The 18,847-nt window shown below is 69.5% G+C and carries 5 protein-coding genes; 1 reads left to right on the top strand and 4 read right to left on the bottom strand.

The window, feature by feature from the left end; all coding sequences use genetic code 11:
- Positions 1–73: 73 nt before the first annotated feature.
- From U4Z64_RS02030 to U4Z64_RS02020, 3 genes are all read right to left on the bottom strand, one after another.
- A complete protein-coding gene (locus U4Z64_RS02030; protein ID WP_321819105.1) occupies positions 74–1,990 on the bottom strand; it encodes a serine hydrolase domain-containing protein in 1,917 nt (638 codons plus the stop codon).
- A gap of 9 nt (positions 1,991–1,999) precedes the next feature.
- Positions 2,000–2,881 (bottom strand): sterol desaturase family protein, encoded by an 882-nt coding sequence (locus tag U4Z64_RS02025; protein ID WP_321819104.1) that lies wholly within the window; start codon positions 2,879–2,881, stop codon positions 2,000–2,002.
- Positions 2,882–3,350: 469 nt separating this feature from the next.
- A complete protein-coding gene (locus tag U4Z64_RS02020) occupies positions 3,351–5,120 on the bottom strand; it encodes a hybrid sensor histidine kinase/response regulator (protein ID WP_321819103.1) in 1,770 nt (589 codons plus the stop codon).
- Between the two features lie 139 nt (positions 5,121–5,259).
- On the opposite strand from U4Z64_RS02020, the gene U4Z64_RS02015 reads away from it, so the two are divergent.
- Complete coding sequence (locus U4Z64_RS02015; RefSeq protein WP_321819102.1) at positions 5,260–5,919, top strand: response regulator transcription factor; 660 nt, start codon at positions 5,260–5,262, stop codon at positions 5,917–5,919.
- Positions 5,920–6,038: 119 nt separating this feature from the next.
- Here the strand turns inward: U4Z64_RS02015 and U4Z64_RS02010 are convergent, their stop codons facing one another.
- Complete coding sequence (locus tag U4Z64_RS02010) at positions 6,039–18,422, bottom strand: LWXIA domain-containing protein (RefSeq protein WP_321819101.1); 12,384 nt, start codon at positions 18,420–18,422, stop codon at positions 6,039–6,041.
- Between the last annotated feature and the right edge of the window lie 425 nt (positions 18,423–18,847).

The raw sequence follows: 18,847 nt of genomic DNA, 5'->3' as shown, positions 1-18,847 counted from the left end.
CGACACCGGCGTCGGCTTGCCGGCACGTAGGCATGCCGCCGATCGTCGCGCCTCGCGCCCTTCCCGCCGGCCCTCACACGCGCTGGCACAGCCATCCAGAAGCCGCCATCGTCTCGACATTGCTCACGTTCGTCATGCTGATTTCGAACAGATCGCGGCCAGGCATCACCGGTATCTGCACCGTCATCCCGCAGCGGTCGTCGGCCAGCGGCTTCAACAACTGGTAGTTGAAGTGGGCGCCGCCGCTGGTGCTGTAGGCGAACAGGACATAGCCCGGCAACGCGTCGAGGCTGCCGAGCGACACCCGCAGCTTGCCGCCCGAGAACACCGACTGCGCCGATTCGTTGATCACGTTCCACGACGTGTTCACACGTGCCTGCCAGGCGGCGTCGAGCCGCGGCAGCACCGGCAGTTGCTGCGCATACGGCGTGACGCGGAACACATAGCCCGAGCCGTCGACGACACGCTTGGTCAGATACCGGTTGCTCACCGCGTTGCCCGCGTCGTCCGTGCCGGGCAGGATATCGAACCGGTACGACACGGTATCGCCGTCGCTCCACCACCAGCCGTCGCTGCGATACACGTACGGCGCGCTGCTCGGGCCGGCGTCCATCCACGCCGTGCCGTTCCATTGCGTCAACGCCAGGCTGCCGTCCGCGTTCACGGCGACCTGCATCGGCGCCGATTCGTTGCCGTAGACGCCGCCGACCGCGGAAACGTCCGGCGACGCAGCCGCCGGCGGTGCAGCGACATTCACCTTCGCGGGGGCCCCGGCGATGCTGCCGTCTTCCTGCAACGCCTGCAGCAGGATCGCGGGCGCGATGCCGGCCGCGTCATAGCCGGTGCTGCCGGTGATCATCAGCGCCATTTGCGCAGCCGGCAGCACGTAGAAATGGCTTGAAAAGAACTGCGTGCCGCCGCTCTTGTACGCGCCGGCGGCGCCGGCCGCGCGCAGGACCGGATCGTCGACGTCGTCCCAGCCGAGACCATAGGCATACGAGTAACCGAGCCGGGTCGACTTGATCTGCCACCGGTCGGTCTGGTCCGTCAGCATGTCGGCGATTCCGGCCGCCGACGCGATGCGCCGCCCCTGGAACACGCCGTTGCCGATGAACAGTTGCGCGAGGTTCATCATGTCGAGCGGCGTCGTCGACAGGCCGCCGGTGGCGTACGGATTCGCGAATTCCTGCCCGTACTGGATGCCGTTCGCGTACGCCAGCGCGAACTGGCCGCTCGTCGGCACGCTGGTCAGGAAGCCGGAATTCGTCATGTTCAGCGGCGCGAGAATGTCGCGCTGAACGAAATCGGCGAAGCTCAGCCCGGTGACTGCCGCGACCACCAGCTCGAAGATCGTGAAACCGTCGTTGCAGTACACCGCGAACTGGCCCGGCGGATGATTCAGGTGTTCGTTGGCGAGCACCTTTTGCGCGGTCGCCGCATAGCCGGGAATCGGCGCATACGAGAACATGTCGTCGACGTTCTGGCCGGGCAGCCCGGACGAATGCGACAGCAGATGACGCGACGTGATCTGCGCATACTGCGGCGACAGCATGGTGAACGACGGCACGTACCGGACGATCGGCGCGTCGAGGTCGATCAGCCCGCGATCCTGCAGGATCACGCCAGCCAGCGCCGCGATCACTTTGGATACCGAACCGATGTTGTAGCGCGTCGTCGGCGTGGCGGCGACCGCCGGGTTGATCGACGCATTCCCAAACGCCTGCGCCCACACGACCTGATTGCCCTTGAGCAACGCGACCGAGATGCCCGCGAGGTTCCGCGGATGGGCATCGAGCGCGGCCTGGATCGTTTGCCGCCCCGCCGCGATGGTCGCGTCGTAGGTCGACCGCTGAATCGTGTCCGCGCCGCCGCAACCGGGCAGCATCGCGGACAACACCCCCGCGCCCGCGTATTCGAGGAATTGCCGGCGGCCGGCGCTGGATGGCGCCGCATCGTGGCGCCGGTCGTGTGGATCGCGTGTGTGAGCCATATCGCCTTCTCAGGAAACCTGCTGTGCGGCACGCCGCGCATCGCGCGTCGTCAGGGAACTGCCGTCGGGACTCCAGCCGGGCGGCCGGATCAGATACTGGATCGCGGTGTGGAGGCTGTCCGCCTTCGCGAGGTCGTGCGCGATATTGCGCCACTCGTAGAACGCGATCCTGAACGGATTGTCGGTGCCGATGCTCGACGTCAGCCCGTAGTGCGGCGTGAATCGCTCGGGCGTGTACGAGCGGAACAGCCGATCCCAGATCATCGTGGTGCCGGCATAGTTGGTATCGAGATAGTCGAAATCGCTGCCGTGATGGACGCGATGCTGCGACGGCGTGTTCAGCAGCGCCTCGAACCAGCGCGGCATCTTGCCGATCGCTTCGGTGTGGATCCAGAACTGGTAGATCAGGCTCACCGACTGCATGAACAGGATCATCTTCGGATGGAACCCGACCCACGGCATCCACGCCCAGAACAGGAACGATCCGGTGATCGTGCCCGTCCACGTCTGGCGCAGCGATACCGACAGGTTGTATTGTTCCGACGAATGGTGGACCGAATGCGACGCCCAGAACCAGCGCACCTCGTGACTCAGGCGGTGGAACCAGTAGTAGCTGAAATCGTCGGCGAAAAAGCACAGCACCCACGCCCACCAGACGTTCGTCGGGATCGTGAAGAGCCGGTGCGCGTACACCCAGCTCAGTGCCGCCAGCACCAGCCCGCCGGTCAGCACGCTGGCGACGAATGCGCCGGCCGCGAGCACGAGGTTCGCCAGCGTGTCGCGGGTCCGGTACAGCGACCGGCCGAGCACCGCCGCGAGTCCGATTTCCACGGCGATCAGCACCGCGAAGGCCGGGAACGCGGCCACCATGATATTGGGCAGATTGTCCATCACCGTTGCGCTCCAGGCAGGCGGGCGGCGAGGCCGCGCCATGGCCGTTCAAGGATTCGACCGCGAGAGGCCGGTCGGCTCGTGCGCAAGGCGAGCGCGATTCAGGGTGCAGGCACGGCACCCTGTCGCGATGCTTTCAGAAAGGACGACGCCTGGAACAGGATCGGCCGCACTGCAACCGATCCTGTTCCGCGGCATCAGGCCGTGCCGGCGCCGCGCCGATTCGATCGGACGTGCGGCCCGAACCGTGGGTTGGTCTCCCCGGCTGTCCTGCCTTCTTCGCTACCCCGCGCGACTGTTTTTTACGATTGCCAGCAGGTGCGAAGGTACTGCACCCGTTTCGTTTGGGAAATACCGCAGATGCAGTAGTGCCGTCGCCGCTGCACCGGCCGCGCCGGCTGCCGTCGCGAACGCGTCGCATTCGCGTGCGGGTGCCGAGCGGGCGCGGTGCGATGACATCGCGGCGCCGTCACGCCGACGCGTCGATCAAGGTCTGCATTTCCTGCGGGTCGAGCGGCTTGTGCATCACGCTGAAGCCGCTCGACGAAGCGGCATGGATGCCCTCGGGCGACGTATCGCCGGTAATGATGATGGCCGGAATCTCGCGTTCGATGACGCGGAACACCCGGTGGACGACGTCGGCGCCGGTCACGTGCCCCGCCAGCCTGAAGTCCGTCACGATCATGTCCAGTTCGGCGCGCCGCGGCACGGCAAGCTCGATCGCACGCTCCAGCGATGGCGCGGCGATCACGGTATGCCCCCAGGTCTGAAGCAGCGTCTGCATGCCGGCCAGCACGTCGCGATCGTCGTCGACGACGAGGATGGTCTTGCGCGCCTGCCTGCGCCCGGGGTCCGCACGCTCGCCCGGCGGGTGCGCGCCGGTGGCGCGCGACGGAGCATGGTCGGCCATGGCCAGCCGCACCGAGAACAGCGAGCCGCGGCCCGCGGTCGAACGCACCTGCACGCTCGCATTGATCAGCGCCGCCGTGCGCTGCACGATGGCGAGCCCGAGGCCCAGCCCCTGCTCGCGGTCCCGCGCCGCGTTGCCGATCTGGTAGAACTCCCGAAAGATATGCGGCAGTTGATCGCCCGCGATGCCGATGCCGGTATCGAAGACCTGGATCTCGACGTCGGTGCCGCGACGCCGGCAGGCCAGCAGGATGCCGCCGCGCTGCGTATAGCGCACGGCATTCGACAGCAGGTTCGACAGGATCGTGTGCAGCAGCACCGCATCGGTTTCCAGCCAGATCGCGGTCGGCCGGATCCTGAGCGTCACCCCCTTGGCCAGCGCGGCCTGACGAAACTGGCTGTCCAGCGCGTCGAGCGCCTGCTGCAGCGCGAAGCGGCGCGGCTCGACATCGATCACGCCCGCGTCGAGCCGGGAAATGTCCAGCAACACGTTCAGCAATTGCGACATGCCTTTCAACGCGGTGCGGAGCCGTTCGGCGATGTCGTCGAGAGCGGTTCCGTCGACGCTCGGCGCGCGCGCCATCGCCCGCAGCGTCGCGATGTAGAGGCCGAGCGCATGCGTCGGCTGACGCAGGTCATGGCTGGCGGCGGCCAGGAATTGCGATTTGCTTCGATTGGCGAGTTCGGCCCGCTCCTTCTCCTGCGTCAGTTGCCGGATCAGGTCGACGTTCTCGAAGCGCAGCGACACGGCATCGCGCACGGTACGCTGCAGCGTCCGGCTGAAGGCGAGATTGACCGCGAGCAGGAACAGCGACAGGAAGCCCAGCACCGAAAACAGCGCGCTGCCGTACGCGAACGAGCGGATCGCGAACGGCAGCACCGTCGGCAACGCATAAGCCACGTAGGTCGGCCACCACGACGAGAGCGACGCCACCGAGCCGCCGGTCATGCCGGCCAGCACGATGCAGATCAGCGCGGTCACGATCGTGTTGTCCGGCGAAAAGAACAGCACGCCCATGGCGCCCCACAGGCAGCCGGACACGCCCGCGAACACCATGTATTTCCGCGCGCGGCGCGTGGCCGTCCCGGCAGGATGTTCGCCCGCGCGGCGATCCCGCCAGACCATGACGGTACGGATCGCGGTCAGCACGCAGATCGCCGCGGCCCACGCGAGCAGCGCATGCCGCGACACCTCGTGCCACAACAGAAAGGTAGTCAGGCTGACGACGGCGATGTTGCCGAACAGGATCGGCGGAGACTGTCGGTACAGCGTATTGACCAGTTCCAGCTGCACGTCGGCACGGTATTCTTGCGCTATCCTGTTTGCCATTTCAAAATCGCGTAGCGGGTCCGGCGTTGAACGGGGCGGGCGTCGATCTCGCCCGCCGCGTGACACGTCGCAACGGGGTTGCATCGTATTGTCGCAAAGGAACGAGCTTCCGGGTGCCCCGGGGGAAGGCGAAAGAAAAATGAAAAAAATCGTGCTTGCCGAAGATCACGCCATCATTCGCGACGGGCTGAAGTTGCTGCTGAAGACGCGAGCGAACTGGACCGTCGTGGGGGAGACCGGCGACGGCCGGATGGTCGGTCGGCTGGTGTGCGATACGCAGGCCGATTTGCTGCTGCTCGATCTCGATCTACCCGGCTTCCCCGGCATCGAACTGGCGAAGCAAGTCAAGGCACAATCGCCGCAGACCAGGATCCTGGTCGTCACGGGCAATCAGAACCCGGCCACGGTCCGGGCGGCCGTGGCGATCGGCGTCGACGGCTACATGCTCAAGCACGAAGACGGCGACGAGCTGCTGCGTGCCGTCGCGCTGGTGCTGTCGGGCATCCGCTACATCAGCGACTCGCTCGCCCATGTCCTCGAGCACACCGGCGCCGCGGCCGTGCCGCCGGTGACGGCCCGGGAGCAGGAAATCCTCGTGCTGATCGCCAACGGGCACTCGAGCAAGGACATCGCCATCAGGCTGAATCTCAGCGTGCTCACGGTACGCAAGCATCGACAGAACCTGATGTCGAAACTGGCGCTGCACAACGTCGCCGAAGTGATCGCGTATGCGCTGCGCGACGGCCTGACCGTACTGCCGCGGTCCGACGATGTCGGCGCGGAGGCAATGCTGCGCTGACGCGCGGGCCGGCGACGACGACGCATGCATGCGCGTCGTGGCGCGCCCGCCCGTCGCTCGTCGTCACGCGCGACGCGTCGCTTGCATCCGCCCCGCACACGTTCCGCGCGCCGCCCTCGTCACCCGACCACGACCAGCTGCCCCGGATCGATCTCGCCCGGCTTGCTCGCCAGGTTCGGGTTCAGTTGCAGGATCTCGTTGAGCGCGACATTGATCCGCTGACCGTCCGACATCCGCTGCTGCTGGTCGGCTGGCACGTGTGCCGCGGCAAGCAACGATCCTTCGTGACTTTGCGCGATCGTCCACAACGAATCGCCGGCCGCCACGGTCACCGTCAGCGGTGTGGGCGCGGGGCTCGGTGACCCCGTCGAAGGCTGCGCCGGTTGCGATGGCGTACCCGACGGCTGCGCGCTCGCCGTCGCCGATGCCGACGGCGTTGCCGATGCATTCGGCTGCACCGGTGCGCTCGTCGTGCCGGGCGACGGCGCAAACGACGCGCCCGGCGTCGGCGCCCCGGCACTCGAACCCGACGGTTTCGGCGACGAACCCGGCGTCTTGTTCTGATCGTCCGACGCGGTTGCCGACGTGTACAGGCTGATCCCCTGCATGATCCCGAAGATCGCCACGGGCGCCAGCGCGATGCCGGTCGGCAAGCGCTCCATCCACGGCGTCGCGTTCGGGAAATGCGCATGCAGCCGCCCGGCGCCGAGCAGCGCGCCGGACATCGCGGTCAGCGTGCCGGTCACCGGATCCACGGTCAGCGCGGTATGCACGCCGGTTGCGATGCCGACCGCCGAGGTCAGGTAGTCGCCGGTCGCGCTCGCGATCCGCGCCAGTTGGCTGCGGTTCTCGGCATTCACGCCCCGCAGGCTGCCCTTGTAAACGATGCCGGTATAGACGGCGCTGAACGCGCCGCCGATCGCCTGTCCGCCGGCCAGCAGGTCGCCGTGCGTGATCGCCCTGAACGCATTCATCGTGATCGAGCCGCCGTAGCCGCCGAGCGCCAGCACGCGGCCGACGCGGCCGACCGAATGGCGCGGGCTGCCGTGATGCAGCAGCTTCAGCGACGTCCCGCCGACCACGCCCTGCATCTGCGCGAGCATGTCGGCGGCGATCGCCTTCGTGTGCGCGACGGTATCGTCGAACGACAGCATCCCGTCGTCGTTCAGCGCGCGCAGCTGGGCGGCCATCGCCTTGCCTTCGTGCGCGATCTGCTCCAGCTGCGCGCCGCGCGCGTCCACGTCGAAGCCGTTCGCCTTCAGTTGTGCCTGCAGCCCGCGCACGAGCCGGTCGACGACGCGATCGAACACGCGCGGATCGCCGTTCTTCAGGCTGGCGACCGCGCCGTGATGCAGCGCCTGGAACACGCGCCCGACCCGCAGGCCCGCATACAGCGAGTTCGTCGCGGTGCGCACCGACTCCCGGCCGACCGCGACGAGCACGCCCGCGCCGGCACCGCCGGTCACGGTGGCCGCCGCGATGTCGCCGGCGATCCGCCTGGACGACGGCGGCGGCGTGTTCTCGCCGATCGGTTCGTCGTGCACCCGCAGCGCATGCAGTTCCGCCTGCGCGCGCTTCGCGTCGGGAATGTCGACCTTCGCGAGCTGCGCCGCTTCCCGGCGGCTCGTGCCGATCGGCTTGGTGCCGTCGTTGATCAGCGCCGGATCGTGCACGACCGCGCGCCAGTGGTCGAGCGGGTCGGCGGCGGCCGGCCGCTTGCCGGTGGTCACGCGGTCGGGCACGCCGGCGCCGTAGTCGGCCAGCCAGCGTCCGCCGAACCTGCGTGCGCCCTCGTCCGTCCCGGTGCGCGGCGGGTTGCCGTCGGCGTCCCACAGCGGCATCGCATGCTCGATCGTCGCCTTGCGCGCCTGGTTCAGCCAGACGGTCGTGTTGCCTTCGTAGAGCTTCTGGCGCAGCGCGGCGATGTCCGCGGGCGTCATGCCGTCCGCGGCGCCGAGCCGCTCGACTTCCGCGAACAGCAGCTGATGCTGGTTCGCCAGCGTCTGCTGGTCGACCCGCTCGAACACGCGCGTGAGCGCATCGGCGCCATGCAGGCGGTCGATGATCTCGGGCCGGTTGCGGTTCTCCACGATCAGCTTCGCGAGCGCGCCGGTGAGATCCTGGTTGCCGATGAAGTCCGCGCCGTGGGTGCCGTACGACAGCCCCATGTGCACCCATTCGAGCCCCTTGCGCTCGAGCACCGCGCGCAGCAGCTTCTCGTGTCCGCCGCCCGGCACCGATTCCGGCACCGCGTCCCAGCCGTGGAACGTGACCATCACGTTCGGCGCCTTCGTGTCGGGATGCGCGTTCGACCAGCGTTCGAGGGCGGTCATCACACGCACGTAATCGTGATACGTGTCGTTGGTGCCCGACTGGAACCGGTAGTCGGCGCCGGACACGAGCGCGCGCGACGGCGCCGTCTCGAGCCGGATCGCAAAACCGGTGCGCGCGGCCTCGTCGAGCCAGCGATGCAGATGCGCGAGATCGTCGAGCGCGAGCGCCTTCCCGTCGGAGCCCGGCGCCGGATGGATCATCCCGTTCTCGCCGTCGAACACGGCGTGCTTCTGGTCGCCGAGCGCGCGCACCGCGCGCAGGAAATCCGGATCGTGCGCCTTGCCGAGCACCGCCGCGAGCGAATGCGGATCGATCACGAGCGTGACGACCGGCATCACGCCGCCATACCGCTCGACCAGCGCGCCCATCAACGCCGGATCGTCGCTCAGCGAGAACGAGCGCGCCATCGGCACCATGCGATCCTGCAACGCTTCGCTCGAGCGCGTGAAGATCTGCCGGATCCGCTTGTCGGCGACGGTCGCCGCGCCCAGGTTGCGCGTCCGCGCGCGCAGCTTGCCCGGCACCGGCAGGAACCGCGATGCGGACGTCGACACGTCGCGCGCGACGTACAGCTTGTTGAGCAGCGTGCGCCACATGCCGACGTCGACCATCACGGCCTGCGGCTCGCCCTTCAGCACGAGGTTCACGTCGCCGGGCCGCTGCGCCTGCTTGTTGTATGCCTCGATCTGCTGGTGCGTCGCGAAATACTGCTCGGGCTTCGCCGCGCCGTGGCGCAGGCTGAACTCGACGGAGGTCGCCGACGACAGCCCCGGCTGGTACGGCTCGATCGACAGCGGCTCGGGCGCGGTGCCCTTGCTCCCCAGGCGCCGCAAGTCCGCGAGCACCTCGTTGTAGCCGTGCCGCGTGCGGGCCGCGAGCGCGCGGAACGGCGCCGAGTGCAGGCCGCGCGCTTCCGCCGCCTTCCATTGATCGTGCAGCGCCTTCGCGCGCGCCTCGAGCGCGGCGACGCGCGTCGGCCGCGCGCTGTTCAGGAAATCGCGCGGCGACAGTTGCGTGAGCAGGAAATGCACGTCCGTGCCGAAGCGATCGTTGCCGATCGGCATGGCGTCGAGCGGCACGCCCGGATGGTTCTTGTTGTTGACCTGCGGGATCTTGTCGAACCAGCGCATCTCGCCATCGCGCTCGGCGATCACGCCGAGTGGATCGCCGAGCGCCTCGGCCACCGCGCCGTCCGTCCTGAACACGTAGATCACATGGCGGCCGCCGTCCAGCGCGCCGTTGCGGATCGCGGTCAGCAGGTGCGACACGCTGTTGCCGCTGAAGTCGACCGCGTTGAGCGCGGACTGGTCCGACGGCAACAGATGCGGATCGACCGGCGCCAGCGGCGCGGCGTTCGCGTCGTCGCCCTGCTCCGCGCGCGATAGCGGCCGGCGCACCGGCACGATCGACTGGAACAGGTCGCCGGCCGAGCGGATCGGTTTCTTCTCGACGGCCGGGGCCGCCTTCGCAGGCCGGAACCCGCCGATGCGGTCGACGGTGGCCGGCGCCACGTCGCTGACGACGAAGCGGATCCCGCGGCGCGGCGACCGGCCGACCGGAATGCCGCCGCGGCGGCGGCGCCGGAACACCGTGCGCAGATCCTGCTCGGGAATCTCCGTATCGCCGACCGACGCCTTTTCGAAATATTTCCACTCGTGATTCGTGTTGCGTTCCGCATGGCCGAGCACCTTGCCCGTCTCGTCGTCGACCACGTGAATCCAGCGCTGCGCGCCGGAAACCGCACGCACGGCCTGGCGCGGCCGCTTGAAGACCGGCGCATCCTGCAGCTTCGACACGTCGCCCGCGAGCGTCGTCTCGATCGCATGGCCCGACGCCGTCACGTCCCACGACGTCTTGCCGTCCGGCGTCTCGATCTTCGACGGGCCGCCGAACGCCACCAGTTCGTCGTGCGCGACCGGCGACACATGGAAGTCGAACTTGCCGCGTGCGCGTCGGCCGCCGCTGTTGGCATTTTCCAGCGCCTTGGTGAGCGCGGGCGGCACGCGCTTGCCGTTCAGCATCCGCACCGGGCCGAGCGCGCCGTTCGCGTCGGTCTCGAGCACCGCGACGAAGGCCGGCGGCGTATAGGCCGCGGCGCCGTCGGGCGGCGTGTGATGCGCGGTGACCAGCACATGCGCGTTGGGGCCGAGCTGCCGGGCGAGTCCGTCCAGCGTGGGCGCATGCCGGCCGTCGACACGCTTGAGCGTGCGGCGGCCGAGGGTGTCGAGCCAGTCGGCCGCGCGCGCCTGATTTGCCGCCTCGACCGCTGCGGCCCCCTGCGGCGCGGCCGGGGCGGCTGAATGACCGGAAACGGTGGCCGGCGTCGCCGCGGCGGACGGGTTGTTGCTTGCCGGGTCGCCGGCCGGGCTCGCCAGACGGCCGGCCGGCCCCGCGTGGCCGAACCTCGGCCAGGTCGGGTTGCCGTCGACCGCGCCGAGCGCGCGCGTTCCGCCGGCATGCACGGCCGCATAGCCTTCCGGCAAGCCGGAACGATCGACGCCGACGAGCCGGTACGACACGTCGCCCGTCGCCGCATCGCGGGTGCGCACGACGTACATGTCGACGCCGGCCGGCTTGAACAGCGAGCCGCCGTCGGGCGTGGTGATGCGCAGCGCACTCGCCGGATCGTGGCCGAGCGCCGACAGCAGCACGACGTCGGCCGGTGCGGCGGCCTCGACCGCGGCCAGATGCGCGGTGGCGCTGGCCGCGACGCGTTCCGCCGGCGTCAGGTCGCCCTGCGCGAACGCGGTGTCGTCCGGCAGCGCATCGGCCGGCACGTACGCGTGATTGCGCGGCCCGGCTTGCGCCGCATCGAGCGCCTGCCCGAGATCGTCGTGCGCGACCGTCGTCACGCCGTCCGGCAACGCGCGCCGCGTTTCGGCGGCCGTGCGGCCCGTCGCGTGCGCTGCCGACGCCGCGGCGTCCGGCACCGTGCCGCTGAACCGGAACCAGCCCGCCTCGGGATCGAGCGCGCCGAAATCGGTGCCGCTGCCGAGCACGATGCTGCCGTCGCCCGTCACGAATTCGACGCGCAGGTTCGTCAGGCCAGCCGCGTCGAACGCCTGCATCACGTCGTCGATCACACGGGTCGGCTCGGGGCCGTCGAGGAAATAGCTCGGCCAGTGCTGGCTCACGGTGCCGCCGGCCTGCGTCACGCGCGCGGCATCGCCGATCACGCCCGGCCGGTCGGCCAGCGCGCTGCGGAACGGATGGTCGAGCGTGACCGATTCGAACGTGCCGTCCGGAATCGGCGTGAAGTCGTAGCCGGGATCGGCGAACGTCGGATCGGGCACGCGCGGCACCGTCGGACGCGCCGGCCGCTCGGCCCGTGGCGGCGGCGCCGTATGCGCGGCGCTCGGTGCCGGCTCCGCGTCCGGTCCGGCGGGCAGTGCCGGGCGGCCCGCCCGCGCGGGGTCGCCGACGAAGCGCTGCATCGGCAGGCGGTCGCTGTCGACCTCGCCGGTCCGGCGCGTCACGCGCACGGTGGCCGAGCCGTCCGGCTTGACGAGCAGGATGTCCTGCGGCGCCCAGACCGACGTCGGCCGCCCGGTGAGTTCGGACAGCCGCTGCGCGAGCGCGGCCGCGAACGTCCCGCTCGCGGCCCGCACCTGGCCCGGCGCGACGCGCAACGGATCGTGCTTGTCCGACCCGCCGAAACAGGAATACAGCGTCACGTCCTGCCCCGCCTCGAGCTGCGGCGCGACACGCTCGGTCACCTCGTCCGGCGTCACCGGCCGGCCTTCCGGGCCGAGCATCGCATCGGCCGACATGCCGTGTCCGAACACGACGTGATGGCCCGGCGGCGACATCAGCCCGCGCGCGCCGACCGGATGCAGCGGGTCGCCGGCCGGCATCAGAAGCGTGTCGGCCGGACGCAGGAATTCGGGGTGCTGCGTCGCGTCGACGCCGGTCACGTCGTCGAAGCCCGGTTGCAGTACCGACTCGCCGCGAATCGTCGTCGTCATCACGCCGTCGTTGGCGATCGTGCGGTCCGTATAGACGCGGCTGTTGTTCCGGTACGTCTTCTGCGGAATCCCCGACAGGCCGTCGTCGGCGTCGGCCTCGGCGGCCTGCTCGGTGCGCGCGGCCCACTCGTCCGCCGTGAAGATCTGTCCCGGCGCCACGTCGACGACCGGAACCGGCTCGTCGACGGGCGGCTCGCCCGCGTCCGGCTCCGGCGCGAGACGCGGATGCGCGCGGGGCTGCGGCTGGGCCGGCCCATGTGCCGTCGCGCCCGGCCGCGCGGCATCGCCCGGCGTGCCGGTGTTGCCGCGCCGCCCGCTGTCGGCGTCCGGATCGATCTGCGCGTCGATCGGGCGCACCGGTTCGACCGGCGCGCCGTCGTACCCGTGCGCCACCGCGCCTTGCACGGGTTCGCCGCGCCGGGCGAACACCAGCGGCGGTTCGTTCGCGTCGGGCGCCTCCGGGATATGCAGGTAGAGCCGCGTCGACACATCCGGATCGTGTGCCGGCACGACGATGTCGTCGCTGTTCGGGTGCAGTTCCAGCGCGCCGGTGCCGCGTATCGAATTGGACGCGATCGACGCGATCACGGGCACCTGAAGTTCATACGCGAGCTCCTGCGCGAACGGGTAGCCGCCGGAGCCGAGATAGCAGCCGGTCAGCAGCACGCCGTTGCCTTCCGCGTAGGCCGGATCCTCGAGCAGGCTGCGCGCGAATTCCCTGGGCGACATCGTGTTGCCGTCTTTCGTGATGGCGATCGCGCTGTCCCAGCTCACGTCGCGCGGCTTCGTGCCATGCGATTCGGCGATGTCGAAGCCCGACACCTTCAGGAACTGCCGCGCGGTCGCGTGGCCCAGCAGGTTCACGACATTCGAGCCCGGCACCGGCCGCAATTCCAGCGGATTGACGCGAACCGGCTGCGCGCGGCCCGGCGAGAACTTGCCGTTCACGTCGGGTTCGATCTGGAAGCGCGCGAGCCGGCGGCCCGGATCGGGGATCGCGCGCCGCCAGCCGGCCGCGTCGTCGTCGCCGAGCCGGCCGAACACCGGCGCCTGGATCAGGTCCGCGAATTCCTGCAGCAATTCGGGATCGGCGCCGCTGTGCGGCCCCTCCAGCGCGATCGGCGTGCCCGGCGTATAGCCCTTCCACGCCAGTTCCTCCAGCGCGTGGGTCATCTCGAGCGCGCTCGCCGGGCGGCGGCTGCGCGGATTGATGACCGCGCCGCCGCGATTCGTCAGCACGCGCCAGACGTAGACGCCGAGCGGCACGCGCGCGTCGCCCGACGCGCCGCTGCCGCCCCAGCGATTCGACACCGGGCGCGGCGCCACGGTGCTCCAGTCGACCGCGTGCGCGCCCTGGTCGATGACCGCCAGCGCCGGCGAGAAGCGGTAGGTGCGCGGCGCATGCTGCACCGAATGGTCCGGCTTCCCCGCGAGACTGGGGGCGCCGGGCTCCACCACGATGCCGGTCGTATAGCCGGAGTCCGGGCTGCCGTCGCTGCGATAGCGCGGCGAACGCCACGCGACGAAGCCGCTTGCGCCGTACACGTCCACCCCCAGCACGTTCGCGAGCAGTTGCGCGAGCGGGCTCACCCGCGTACCCGCGCCGCATGCATAGAGGATCACCGGCGATTTGCCGTCCCAGCCGCTCTGGCGCACCAGCTCGGCCAGGTCTTCCGCGCTCATCGGCTTGCCGGTCGCGCTCGCGAACGCATCGGACCACGCATGCGCGTACACCGCGAAGTAGCCGGGCGGCACCGGCATCAATGGCCGCTCGCCCGCCGGCAGCCGGTTCTCGGGCTGGTCCGGATGGTTCGAATAGATCGCGAGGTCGGCTTCGCGGCGCGGATACGCGCCCCATTGCGTTTCGTCCATGCCGGGCGGCGCGTTGATCACGTCGACACGCCGGCCGTCCTCGCTGCGGATCAACGGCTTGGCGGGATCGAACCCGCGCGGGTACATCACGCGCAGCGTGCGATCGTACGCGTCGTTCATCGACAGCATCAGCGCGTCGCCCGCGTCGTTGAGCCCGACCCGGGCGACCACCGCTTCGGGCGGCACCGTACCGTCCGCGGCGAGCGCACCGTGGTCGACCAGCGCGACCTGGTAGCGGCCCGCCGCCACGCCGCCGCGGGCGACCATCATCGCGTCGTGGAACGACGCGTAACGCGTGACGCCGATCGTGCCGTCCTCGCTGGAGGCGGCGGCCGCGAGCTTCACCGGATCGTCTCCGGCCGCCGCGCGCCGCGCGTCCGCGTTCGCCGCCCGGATGTCGTCCGTCAGGTTGCCGCGTTCGGTCGAGGGGAGCCCGTCTTCGTCCGGCTTGCGCACGTTCCCTTCGCCGTCCTCCAGCGCGTACACGTAGTATTCGACGTCCTCGAGGCGGTTGCCGCTGTCGAGAATCGACCCGACCACGCCGGCCAGCGCGTCCGGATCGGCCGCCACATGCGCGGGAATGGGCCACGACGCGGGGCGTCCCGCCGTGGCCGGCGTGCCGGCCCCGGCCGGCGTCGCATCATCGCCCGCGATCGCGGCGGCAACGGCCGGCGTCGCTTCGCCGTCGATCCCTTCGGCATCGGGCGCGAGCCGCAGCAGGATCGCGTCGCCGTCGTCCGGCGTGCCCTGCGTGCGGCGCGCGCGCAGCCACGCGGTGAAGCGCGACCGCAGCCCGCCTTCCGCCGGCGACACCGGCTCGCCGTCGCCGGCGGGCTCGCCGAAGCTGGCCGCCTGTTCCTCGGCGTGCTGCCACGGGTTGCTGATCTCGCCAACCGCGAGGCGCTGGTTCGCCAGCCCGTTGGCGAACATCGCGTTCGCCACGTCGATCGCGATCGGCCGCTGCGTCGCCGGCGGGGCCGGCGTCTTCGTGATCGCCCGAATCGGCCGTTCCATCAGCGTATGCGAGCCGAGGCCCATCTGCGCGACGCCGATCCCGAGGTTCAGCAACTGCTGTGCGCGATCGGAGTCGGACATCGCGTCCCAGTTCTTCACGAGCGACACGCCCTGGTCGACCATCTGATAGCCGCCGATCGCGCCGCCCGTGACGTTGAGCACGCCGGCCGTGCGGCCCGTCGTCTGCGCGACCGACTGGAACGCATCGGCTTCCTGCGCGAAACGGCCGAGACCGGCCACGTCGGCCGTCACGCCCTCGCCGCGCGATGCCAGCGTGACCATGTCCGAGACCTGGCCCGTCGTGCGCAGCAGCGACGACGCCTCCGCGAGCGACTTCGCCGCGACGCCGAGCCCGCCGCCCGCGATGCCCGCGCCGCTGCCGATCAGGCTGATCCAGTCGCCGCGCGCCTGCGCATTGCCGAAGCCGATCGACTGCCCGTGCTCGCTCAGATTGTTCAGGTCGCCGATCGCGGCCGGCACGCCGACCGCCATCCCGGCGCCGACCGCGGTCCACGCGGCGCCGAGCATCAGGCCGCCGACCGGCGCACCGATGCCGCTCGCGACCAGCACGACACCGCCGGCCGCGGCGAGAATACCCGTGCCGATCTCGAGATAGTGTTCGACGTGCTGGTACCACTCCGTCTTGTGTGCGTCGATCGATTCGTATTGCGCGTAACCGCCGGACGCCGCGCCGTTCGTCAGGCTCTTCGGCACGTACAGCTTGCCGTCGTCCGACAGCGCGTTGTTGTGCTGGTAGTCGTCGACGGTGTCGTACTTCCAGCCGCGATCGTCGATCAGCTTGTACTGGTCCGGGTGGTTCGCGACCTGCACCTTGAACAATGCGCTCGGCGCGGTACCGGTCCCCTTCGACACGTAGTAGATCGGCACCAGCGACACGACCGCGTGGTCGCCGCCGACCTTGCGGATCTGGTCGACGACGGTCTGGATCATCTGCGTCGCCGCCGAATTCCTCGCGTACAGCGACCGACTGTTGACCGCCACACCGTTCTGCAACTGCCCGTTGCCGACGATCAGCTGCTCGAGCATCGCCATCGACGGCACGTCGTTGCGGTCGGTCGGCATCGCGGCCGGGTCGTCCGGCTGGATTCCGAGCCCCGCGCCGACGAAGTTCGTCATCTGGTCGGAGCCGGTGGTGAACGTGTAGGACTTGTCGTCGAAGTTCTTCTGGAAGTCGTCGAAATACGCGTTCAGCTGCTTGTCCGGATCGGCCTGGAACAGCTTGTAGCTGGCGTTGGCGGCGTCCTTGTTCTGCTTGTTCTGCGCACTCTTGGTGCCCTGGTCGTAACGCAGCTGGAAGTCGTTCGCGAAGCCCGCCTGGAACCGGCCGTCGTTCTGCATCTTCGACAGCAGCGCCTTCGACAGCGCCGGATCGACACCCGACGACAGCGCCTCGCGCACCGTGTCGAAACCGTAGCCGGTGTTGCTGCCGCGCAGCGTGTAGATCAGCGTCTTCGCGTTGCCCTTGTCGTCAAGCAGCCAGTTCGCGACGTCGTCCTCGCGCCGCACGGGCACGCCGCTCGCGGTCGGTTGCTGGTCCGCCAGCCCGACCGCCTTGCTGAGCCCCTTGTAGAACTCGGTGCCTTGCCCGTACGGCTGCGGCGTGCCCGTGTTCGTCTGCATCCACTTGTTGCCGAAATCGTGCTCGACGGTATCGAGCACGACGCCCGCGAACTCGGGCGGCGCATTGTTCAGGATGTCCTGCATCCACTTGCCGGCCTTGTCGGCGTTCATCGTGTCGTCGTAACGCGCACGCATGCTCGCCTGATCCGTTGCATCCGCATCGGGTTTCTGCATCAGCGGATCGATCTGCGAATGGATGAACTTCGCGTCGAAATGCGGCTGGCCGGCCTGGGTCCACAGCGTCTGGCGCTCGTCGAGCGAGAACGACGCGTCCATGTTGGTCTTCAGCACCTGGAGCGCCGCGCCGGGATTGCTGCCCGGGCCCTGCATCAACTGAGCGACCTGCTGCTTCGTGTACTGCAGCCGCACCTCGGGCGCCGCCGCAAGCAGCGTCTGGATCTTCTGGTAACCGGGATTGTTCTTGTCCGCCTGCGCCTGCGCCATCGCGTACGCGAACACGCCGCCCGCCTGGTCGATCTTCGCGTTCAGCGCCTTCGCGTCCGCGTCGCTCTTGCCGTCGGTGCTCACCGGAACGCCTGTCAGCTTGACGAACGCTTCCGCGAGCGGATTCTGCTGCGCGAGCGCCTTCTCCTGCGGCGACAGCTTCGGATCGTTCGGATCGACGGTCACACCGGTGTCCTGCAACAGCGCGAACGTGACCGGATCGGATTGCGCGAGTTGCTTCATCTGCGGCGACAGCGACGGATCGTCGGGATTGATCGTCGCGATCGTGCGCTTGAGCTGGCTTTCCTCGCCCAGCGCGTCGACGAGGCCGGTGTACCACATGCCGTCGTGATTCTGCTTCACCGACGCGACGACCTGCTTCTGCTCGTCGGCCGTCACGTAGGTCAGTGCGGTGTCATCGCCGCCCGTCACGACCTTGTCGTACTGGCTCTGCGCCTGTGCCAGCGCCTGCGTGACGTCGGCCTCGTCGGCACGGCGCAATCCGCCCGGCTCCTTCTGCCACGCCGCGTAGTCGGCCTTCGCGTCGTTCAGGCGCAGCGTCGCGGCCGACGTGCTGTACTCGTGGCGCAACGCGGTGGTGAGGGCCGTGTACGCGTTGTTGGCATTCGTGTCGGCCGTGCCGGCCGCCTGGCGAAGTTGCACGCCGGTGTCGGGATCGGCGCGCCGGATTCCGCCCGGCAGCGCGTCGTACTGCTTCACGTCGGCGTTCGCGGCCTGGTCCTTCTGCATCGCCAGCGCGAACTGGAACGCCTTCACGTTGGTCGCCCGCTCGGGCGCCGATTCGGCCGACACCGCCTTTTGCGCATCGTCGAGCACCGAGCCGAGCACCGGATCGTTCGGCGTCGCATTGCGCAGATCCGAGGCCACGCCCGCGATCGCCTTGTTCGTGTCGCCGCCGCCGTCGGCCGCGACGCGCATCTGGTTCTCGACGGCCGCCTGCACCGAGCCCCATGCCGCTTCGGCCTTCTTCACCTGATTGTCGAGATCGGCCTGCGACGCGCCCTGGTCGTGCAGGCGCTTGAGCGTCGCCATTTCGGCCTGCGCGAGCTGCAGCAGGCGCTGCGTCTCGGCCTGCGCGGCCGCGAGGGCCTGCTGTTCCGGCGTCTGCGCCGGCGGGGTGCTGCCGGCCCCGTTCTTCGGTGCCGGATCGTCGTCATCCTGCGGCTGCGGCACGTTCACCGGTCCGCCCCCGCCCACAGCCATCAACACCATGTCCGTTCTCCCGCGGCATGCGTGACGTGCCGGCACAGCGGCAGGCGGGCCACGCGCAATGGTCCATTGTGCCGAACGGGCGCGCGTGAAAAAGCCGCGCATTACGTAGTCGTCGGGCCGGTTGCGGCAGCGCGGGAAGACCCGCGCTACGAACGCAATCAACCTGATGCCGCCATTCGGTCGTTGCCGCTTCGGGCGGAAAATTTTGCTGGCTGCCGCGCATCGGGTCAGAAATACACGATGCCGCCGACCGGCGACACACGACCTTTCGCGACGCGTCACCACCCCGCCGCGCTCCGCCGCCTGCTCCCGACCGCGCCGACGCTCACGCTGAACCGCCCCGGCGCTGCCGAATCGTTCCGCACGCGAGACGGCCGTATTTCGCGCAGATTCGACCGACCCCCCCGCGTCGAAACGCCGCGATT

Origin of the sequence: Burkholderia sp. BCC1996 (assembly GCF_905339955.1) — a bacterium.
In the GTDB taxonomy this organism is placed as follows: domain Bacteria; phylum Pseudomonadota; class Gammaproteobacteria; order Burkholderiales; family Burkholderiaceae; genus Burkholderia.
This window is presented reverse-complemented; position numbering and strand designations above follow the sequence as displayed.

Bases quoted from the DNA above. Each gene is read 5' to 3' on its own strand.
- U4Z64_RS02030 (WP_321819105.1), bottom strand. From the start codon at position 1,990: ATGGCTCACACACGCGATCCACACGACCGGCGCCACGATGCGGCGCCA.
- U4Z64_RS02025 (WP_321819104.1), bottom strand. From the start codon at position 2,881: ATGGACAATCTGCCCAATATCATGGTGGCCGCGTTCCCGGCCTTCGCG.
- U4Z64_RS02020 (WP_321819103.1), bottom strand. From the start codon at position 5,120: ATGGCAAACAGGATAGCGCAAGAATACCGTGCCGACGTGCAGCTGGAA.
- U4Z64_RS02015 (WP_321819102.1), top strand. From the start codon at position 5,260: ATGAAAAAAATCGTGCTTGCCGAAGATCACGCCATCATTCGCGACGGG.
- U4Z64_RS02010 (WP_321819101.1), bottom strand. From the start codon at position 18,422: ATGGTGTTGATGGCTGTGGGCGGGGGCGGACCGGTGAACGTGCCGCAG.